Origin of the sequence: Ideonella alba, from assembly GCF_018069875.1 — a bacterium.
GTDB lineage: Bacteria > Pseudomonadota > Gammaproteobacteria > Burkholderiales > Burkholderiaceae_C > Ideonella > Ideonella alba.
The window spans coordinates 22,240-29,369 of sequence record NZ_JAGQDF010000023.1 but is presented as its reverse complement, the minus strand read 5'-3'; the positions used below and the strand labels follow the sequence as shown (position 1 = coordinate 29,369).

The window sequence follows — 7,130 nt, the reverse complement described above, 5'->3', positions numbered from 1 at the left end:
CTCGATCGGGGCCTTGACCACCTCGACGATCTTGCGCGCCAGGCCGTTGACCAGCGCGTAGCCGACCACCACGTGCAGCAGGGCCACCACCGCCAGACCGATCGGGTGGCGGCGGGGAGCCTGGTCGAAGCCGACGTTGGCGCGGGCGGGGACAGGGGCGTTCATGGAATCGCAAGACGCGGTGAGGTGGCGACGGGCCGCATCATCGCCCAATTGCAATCGATTGTATTACCGGGTTATCCCGAGGCCGCCGCCCCGCAGTGGCGCGACAAGGCCGCAGCGCCCACCAAATGCATCACGTCCGCCGGGATACACGGACTTGTTGCCAACCGTGACTTGGTTCAGCATGGGTCGTCGCCTTTCGCGAGCAGTGCCCCCATGCCGTACCCCCACCCCGACGATCCGGTGGCGTTCTCGCCCGATCCGGCGAGCCTGCTCGAAGCCGCGACCGCCGCGGTCAGCGATGGCGAGCTGACACGCGCCCTGGCCCTCGCCCAGCAGGCGCTGGACGCCGCGGGCGATCGGGCCCTGCGCCTGCAGGCGGCGCACCGCTGCGCCTTCTGCCTGTTCCGCCTGGGCCGGCTGGAGGAGCTGGTGGTGCTGTTCGCGCGCTGCTGGCCGGAGCTGCGCGCCAGCGCCAACCAGCACGACCTGGACGAATGCCTGCGCTGGGCCGTGCTGGCCGCGTCGGAAACCGGCCGCCACGCCGAGGCCATGGCCTGGGCGGTGGAGGGCGTGGAGCGCGCGCGCAGCGGCGAGCGCTCGGCCCATCTGGCGCTGTCGCTGAACGCCATGGGGGCCTGCTACGAGCGCATGGGCGACCCCTGGCAGGCCGAGCGCATCATGCTCGAGGCCCTGTCCCACGCCCGGCTGGATGGCGGGGCGCAGGCGCTGATGATCACGCTGAACAACCTGGCCGCGGTGACGATCGGCGCCTACCACCTGCTGCGCGACGGCATCGACGAAGCCGACGCCACCGCCACGCTGGACCGCGCCGCCGGCTACGCCCGCGAGGCCGCTGCGATGGCCGCGCTGACCGGCGAGCCCTTCCACCGCGTGTTCATCGAAGGCAACCTGGGCGAGGTCCTGCTGCACCAGCGGCGCCTGGACGAAGCCCAGCCGCTGCTTGACCGCGCGCTGGCCGCCGCGGAACAGGGGGGCCACCAGGCGCAGGTCTGGCGCATCCGCTGCACGCTGGCCGAAGGCGATCTGCAGACCGACCAGGCCGCGCGCGTGCTGGCGCGCCTGCAGCCCATGGCCACCGAGGCCCTGGACCAGGTGCCCGCCGCCACCCGGATCCGCCTGCACCACGCGATGTACCGCGCCTGCAAGCTGCTGGGCGACACCCCGGCCGCGCTGCGCCACCACGAGGCCGGCGAGCAGTTGCTGCGCCGCCGCATGGCCCAGCAGCTGCGCGCCCAGTCGGCGCTGCTGGTCACCCGCACCGAGGCCGAGCTGAGCCGCCTGCAGGCCGAGCGCGCCCGGCTGGAGGCGCAGATCGAACGTGCCCGCGCCGCCGAGCTGGCGGTGCGCGCCAGCCAGGACGCGCTGACCGGCCTGGGCAACCGCCGCTACCTGGACGAGCAGCTGCCGCGCCTGCTGCGCCAGGCCGAGCAGCAGCGCAGCGAGCTGGCGCTGGTGCTGATCGACATCGACCATTTCAAGTCGATCAACGACCGCTTCGGCCACCGCGTCGGCGACCGCGTGCTGGTGGAGCTGGCGCAGCGCCTGCGCCAGGGCACGCGTTCGGCCGACCTGATCGCGCGCATCGGCGGCGAGGAGTTCCTGGTGGCGCTGCCCGAGACCGACCTGCACCGCGCCACCGAGGTCTGCGAGCGCCTGCGCGAGCAGGTCGAGCACACCGACTGGGGCCAGCACCAGGCCGGCCTGCGGGTGACGGTCAGCGTTGGCCTGGCGATGGCACCGCCGCACGACATGGCGGCGCTGTTCGACCAGGCCGACCGGGCCCTCTACCGCGCCAAGCAAGCCGGTCGCAACCGGGTGCGCGCCGGCTGAGCATCACCCCAGTGCCATCGCTGGCTCTCAGGGACCGGGGGAACTTTCCGGGGCGGCGCGACGTCCATGTCGCGCGACGCGTCGATTCCCCTCACCAACCCCTGACCCGATGGAGCTGATGATGACGATCTCGATCCGCCACCTGGCCCCGCTGGCCCTGGCTGCGCTGGCCGGCACCGCGCTGGCCAACCCGGCCCCGGCCGCGCCCGCCACCGCCGAACGCACCGCCACCGCCGCACCCGCCACGGCCCCCGCCACGCGCGACTGGAACCGCATCGACACCGACCGCGACGGCTACATCTCCGCCGCCGAGATGCAGGCCTACCTGGTGGCCGAGCAGACCCGCCAGCGCAATACCACCGTCGCCACCAAGTGAGCCGAGGCCGGCGCGCCCGGCTTCTTGCGACACTCGGGGCTCAGGCAGCCACCCGGGCGCGGTGCCCGGGGCTGCCGCCGGAGCCCCGCGCATGCCGACCTCCCGTGTTGTCCTGATCACCGGTGCCAGCCGCGGCATCGGTGCCGCCACCGCCCGCCTGGCCGCCCAGCGCGGCTGGGACGTGGCGGTGAACTGCGTGCGCGACACCGCCGCCGCCGAGGCCGTGGCGCAGCAGGTGCGTGCGCACGGGCGCCGCGCGATCGTCGTGCAGGCCGACGTGGCCGACGAGGCGCAGGTGACGGCGATGTTCGCCGCGGTGGACACGCAGCTCGGACCGCTGGGAGCACTGGTCAACAACGCCGGCGTGATCGACGTGGCGGCCCGCGTCGACGAGATGAGCGCCGCGCGCCTGGACCGCATGTGGCGCACCAACCTCAGCGGCAGCCTGCTGTGCGCGCGCGAGGCCGTGCGCCGCATGAGCACCCGCCATGGCGGCCAGGGCGGCGCGATCGTCAACCTCAGCTCGGGGGCGGCGCGGGTGGGCTCGCCCGGCCTGTACCTGGACTATTCGATGAGCAAGGCCGCCATCGACCACTTCACGGTGGGCCTGGCGCGCGAGGTGGCCACCGAAGGCGTGCGCGTCAACGGTGTGCGCCCCGGCATCATCGACACCGAGATCCACGCCAGCGGCGGCCACGCGGCACGCGTGGCGCAGAGCCTGCACCTGATCCCGATGGGACGCCTGGGCACCGCCGACGAGGTGGCGCCGGCCATCCTGTGGCTGCTGTCCGACGAGGCGGCCTACACCACCGGCGCGATCATCGACGTCACCGGCGGGCGCTGAAGCGGGCTCAGCGGCGGCTGAGCGGGCCGACCTCGGTCTCGGGCTCGTCGGCCAGCTGCAGCTCCAGCGGCGGCGCCAGCGCGGCCCAGGCCATGCGGTAGCGCTCCAGCCACAGGCCCTCGGAGAACTCCTGCGGCGGCCAGACCGCCTCGGGGTCGGCCAGCGGCATCGGCAGCACCGCCTCGGGACCCAGGCGCGACCAGCCGTGGCGCAGCGTGCGGATGACCTCGGCGTCGGTGACGGCGGCCATCGACCAGCACAGCAGCATCGCGTCGCAGGCGGCCAGCGCGCGCTCGCGCTCGGCCACGGTGTGCATCGCGTCGCCGGCCTGCAGGCGCAGGCCCGGGGCCTGGGCCAGTGCCTGGCTGACGCGCTCGGCCACTGCGCTGGCGTCGGCGCTGGCCACCGCCACCCACAGCGAGCGTGGCAGCGGCCGCGGCGGCTCGACCACCGGCACCGCCAGCGCGGTGGCCATGTTGGCGCGCTCGATGCGCAGCGGCAGGCTCAGGTAGGCCAGCGGCAGGCCCGCCAGCAGCACCTGCAGGTGCAGGGTCTGCGGTCCCATCGGCGTGCCGGGGTTGACGCTGACGTTGAAGCTGGCCAGGTCGGACTGGCCGTTCCAGCTCAGGCGACGCAGCGGCGGCGACACCACCAGGTCGGGGCCGCCGTCGATGGCCACGGTGATGGGTGCGCCCTCGCACCAGACGGAGGCGGGCGCGTCAGGGCGCGGCGCCAGCTCGGCCTCTTCGGCCAGGTGGGCCAGCACGGCCAGCATGCGTTCGCGCATCGGCTCGGTGAACAGGCCCAGGCGCACCGCGAAGTGCTGGCCCGGCGCGGCGTGGCGCGGCGCGGCGGCGCCCACCCAGACGGGCAGGCCGTCGTCGCGCGGCGGCGCCATGTCGGCGCGCCGCTGGGCCGGTTCGGCCACGGTGTCGGGCGGGCTCACCGCGGCGGCGCGGATCAGCGGCACGGTGCGCTCGAAGGGCTCCTCGGTGGGCCCCAGCGCCAGACGCAGGCTGCCGCGCAGGTCAGACGCGGGCTCGGCCGCGGGCTCGCGGCGCCAGAGCTGCCACCAGCGGCGCGGCTCGGCGGCGGGCGCGGCCGCGGCCGGCGGCGCCGCGCTGCGCGGCGGCAGCACCAGCGGCATCAGCGCCCGCATCAGGCCGGTGAACACCGGCTCGGCGGTGTCGCCCTGCCAGCCGCTGAGCGCTACCACCGGCACGCGTTCCATGCCCGGCGGCAGCGCCGTCGGGTCCAGGCGCAGCGGCATCAGCGCCTGGCGCTGCAGCGCCAGGCGGGCGCGTTCGATCTGCTCGGGCAGCTCGGCCAATGCGGCCGACCACAGCAGCAGCACCCAGCGGGTGCGCGCCAGTGCGTCGTCCAGGCGCCCGGCTTCGGGTGGCTGGCCGGGCGTCCAGGCCACGGTCGCGCCCTGCGCCTGCAGCGCCAGCGCCAGCGCCTGAGCGGCACGAAGGTCCTGCGGCGCATGCAGCAGGGCAAGATCGTGGGCGAAGCCGTCGTCGGGTTCGAATGCGTCCATGGGTACTGCCGCCTGCCACGGCGGCAGGCGCTGGATCATAGGCGCAGCAGAGCGCCGCCGCCGGACCAGACCCCCGGCGGGCGCGAACTATGGCGCAGTCGCGGCCCGGCGCGCCGCCGGACCGCACGAAAAAAGGGCGCCCGAAGGCGCCCTGGTGTGGGGGTGGAGAACGATTCGACCGGTGCTCAGCGCACCCGGCCTTCCTTCCAGGCGCCCAGCAGCTTGTCGTAGGCGATGGTCTCGCCCTTGGGCTTCTCGTTGGCCAGCTTGGCCCACGGCGCCGCCTTGTCGGAGAGCCACTTCTTCGGGTCCTCCTTCTTGTTCAGCTTGGGCGCGCACTTGGCCATGCCGGCACGCTCCAGGCGGGCCATCACGTCGTCCATCTCCTTGGCCAGGTTGTCCATCGCGCCCTGCGGCGTCTTCTCGCCAGTCACCGCCTGCGCCACGTTCTTCCACCACAGCTGCGCCAGCTTCGGGTAGTCGGGCACGTTGGTGCCGGTGGGCGTCCAGGCCACGCGGGCCGGGCTGCGGTAGAACTCGACCAGGCCGCCCAGCTTGGGGGCCAGGTCGGTCATGGCCTTGCTCTGGATGTCGGACTCGCGGATCGGCGTCAGGCCGACGATGGTCTTCTTCAGGCTGGTGGTCTTGGCGGTGATGAACTGCGCGTACAGCCAGGCGGCGGCGGTGCGGTTGGCGTCGTGGTCCTTGAAGAAGGTCCAGCTGCCCACGTCCTGGTAGCCGTTTTGCATGCCCTGCTTCCAGTACGGGCCGTTGGGGCCAGGCGCCATGCGCCACTTCGGGGTGCCGTCGGCGTTGACCACCGGCAGGCCCTTCTTGGTCATGTCGGCGGTGAAGGCCGTGTACCAGAAGATCTGCTGCGCGATCTGGCCCTGGGCCGGCACCGGGCCGGCCTCGCCGAAGGTCATGCCGGTGGCTTCCTTGGGCGCGTACTTCTTCATCCAGTCGACGTACTTGGTCAGCGCGTAGACGGCGGCCGGCGAGTTGGTGGCGCCGCCGCGCTCCACCGACGCGCCCACCGGCGTGCACTTGTCGTCGGCCACGCGGATGCCCCATTCGTCGACCGGCATGCCGTTGGGGATGCCCTTGTCGGCGGTGCCGGCCATCGACAGCCAGGCGTCGGTGAAGCGCCAGCCCAGCGACGGGTCCTTCTTGCCGTAGTCCATGTGGCCGTAGATGGGCTTGCCGTCGATGGTCTTCACGTCGTTGGTGAAGAACTCGGCGATGTCCTCGTAGGCGCTCCAGTTCAGCGGCACGCCCAGCTCATAGCCGTACTTGGCCTTGAACTTGTCCTGCAGGTCCTTGCGGGCGAACAGGTCGGCGCGGAACCAGTACAGGTTGGCGAACTGCTGGTCGGGCAGCTGGTAGAGCTTGCCGTCGGGCGCGGTGGTGAAGCTGGTGCCGATGAAGTCCTTCAGGTCCAGCCCGGGGTTGGTGAACTCCTTGCCCGCACCGGCCATGTAGTCGGTGAGGTTCATGATCTTGCCGTAGCGGTAGTGCGTGCCGATCAGGTCGGAGTCGCTGATCCAGCCGTCATAGATCGACTTGCCCGACTGCATCGAGGTCTGCAGCTTCTCGACCACGTCGCCTTCCTGGATCAGGTCGTGCTTGACGGTGATGCCGGTGATCTCACTGAAGGCCTTGGCCAGCGTCTTGGACTCGTACTCGTGGGTGGTGATGGTCTCGGAGACCACCGAGATCTCCTTCACGCCCTTGGCCTTGAGCTTGGCGGCGGCGTCGATGAACCACTTCATCTCGGCCAGCTGCTGGTCCTTGCTGAGCGTGGAGGGCTGGAACTCGCCCTCCACCCACTTCTTGGCCTCGGCTTCGCCGGACCAGGCGGTCGTGCTGCCCAGCGCGCAGGCGGCGGCCAGGGCAAGGGCGGTGTAACGCATCTTCATCGCTTGTCTCCTTCTAGCGGTCGATGATCGGGAGTGAATCGCGCTGCCCCGCGTTGCGGTTGAGGTCACCACGGCCCCGGGGCAGCGCCGGGCCGGATTGCCTGGAATCGGTCTCAGCCCTTTCGCATCACCAGCGCCAGCACGCCCATCGAGGCGATGAAGCTGATCCAGATGCTGGGCTCGTTCTCCAGCGACAGCCACTCGGCCAGGTGGCCGGCCACGCCCACCCAGGCCAGGTTGATGTAGGCCGCGCCGAGCAGGCCGATGAACAGCCGGTCGCCGCGCGTGGTGGCGATCGGCAGGAAGCCCTTGCGCAGCACGGTGGGCGACTTGATCTCCCACACCGTCATGCCCACCAGCATCAGCGCGATGCAGCTGAAGAACACCGCCACCGGCGTGGTCCACACCATCCAATCAAACATCTTTCGTCTCCTT

Annotated in this window: 6 protein-coding genes; 3 read left to right on the top strand and 3 right to left on the bottom strand. The window is 72.1% G+C overall.

Annotation, left to right across the window (positions count from 1 at the left end; all coding sequences use genetic code 11):
- Nucleotides 1-378 precede the first annotated feature (378 nt).
- The 3 genes from KAK07_RS24685 to KAK07_RS24675 all read left to right on the top strand — a co-directional run bounded on the left by KAK07_RS24685 (nucleotide 379) and on the right by KAK07_RS24675 (nucleotide 3,236).
- Complete coding sequence (locus tag KAK07_RS24685; RefSeq protein ID WP_210863610.1) at nucleotides 379-2,016, top strand: GGDEF domain-containing protein; 1,638 nt, start codon at nucleotides 379-381, stop codon at nucleotides 2,014-2,016.
- A gap of 121 nt (nucleotides 2,017-2,137) precedes the next feature.
- Entirely contained in the window at nucleotides 2,138-2,392 is a 255-nt protein-coding gene (locus KAK07_RS24680) for an EF-hand domain-containing protein (protein WP_210856788.1), read from the top strand.
- Nucleotides 2,393-2,483: 91 nt separating this feature from the next.
- A complete protein-coding gene (locus KAK07_RS24675; RefSeq protein ID WP_210863608.1) occupies nucleotides 2,484-3,236 on the top strand; it encodes an SDR family oxidoreductase in 753 nt (250 codons plus the stop codon).
- A gap of 7 nt (nucleotides 3,237-3,243) precedes the next feature.
- On the opposite strand, the gene KAK07_RS24670 is transcribed toward KAK07_RS24675, so the two are convergent.
- The 3 genes from KAK07_RS24670 to KAK07_RS24660 all read right to left on the bottom strand — a co-directional run bounded on the left by KAK07_RS24670 (nucleotide 3,244) and on the right by KAK07_RS24660 (nucleotide 7,117).
- Nucleotides 3,244-4,776 (bottom strand): TIR domain-containing protein, encoded by a 1,533-nt coding sequence (locus KAK07_RS24670; protein WP_210863606.1) that lies wholly within the window; start codon nucleotides 4,774-4,776, stop codon nucleotides 3,244-3,246.
- A 185-nt stretch (nucleotides 4,777-4,961) separates the two neighbouring features.
- Nucleotides 4,962-6,695: an ABC transporter substrate-binding protein gene (locus KAK07_RS24665; RefSeq protein WP_210863604.1), complete on the bottom strand. Its 1,734-nt coding sequence runs from the start codon at nucleotides 6,693-6,695 to the stop codon at nucleotides 4,962-4,964.
- A 113-nt stretch (nucleotides 6,696-6,808) separates the two neighbouring features.
- A complete protein-coding gene (locus tag KAK07_RS24660) occupies nucleotides 6,809-7,117 on the bottom strand; it encodes a DUF2160 domain-containing protein (RefSeq protein ID WP_210863602.1) in 309 nt (102 codons plus the stop codon).
- Between the last annotated feature and the right edge of the window lie 13 nt (nucleotides 7,118-7,130).